General features: G+C 44.6%; 1 protein-coding gene. It reads left to right on the top strand.

Annotated features, from left to right (window positions below; genetic code table 11):
- Positions 1–91: 91 nt before the first annotated feature.
- Positions 92–435 (top strand): UPF0236 family transposase-like protein (locus tag EKC99_RS15555; RefSeq protein ID WP_205597830.1); only part of this gene is annotated, 344 nt, incomplete at its 3' end.

Consider the following 435-nt stretch of genomic DNA (forward strand, 5'->3'; position numbering starts at 1 on the left):
GATATGTAAGCAAAATAGATGAAAAACGGGCTCTCCTCCTGGTAAGGTAGTAAGTGCGAAAAAAATACAACCAAAGAAAGGAGTGGAGCCCATGCAGGATTATATCACAAACGGCTTGACATTAAAAGAGATCGAACAGTCTTTATTTAGACATATGCAAAAACAATATGGTCATCTCCTTCAACAGGTGTTGGAGGAGATCGACCGCACATTGGCAGAACAGCGGGACAAGAAACGATATGCGCTCAAAGATAAGCGGACGATCCGACTCCAAACGCTATTTGGAGAGGTGGAAGTGAAGCGAAACTACTACTTTGACCGTGAAAAAAAGGTGTATACGTCTTTACTCGATGTCTTTCTTCAGTTCGATGGGGCGCATGGAGTGAGTCCGCTATTAGAGGAGACAGCGATTCATCTCGCCGTGACGGGTTCTTC

Source organism: Anoxybacillus sp. MB8, assembly GCF_011006755.1.
Classification (GTDB): domain Bacteria; phylum Bacillota; class Bacilli; order Bacillales; family Anoxybacillaceae; genus Anoxybacillus; species Anoxybacillus gonensis.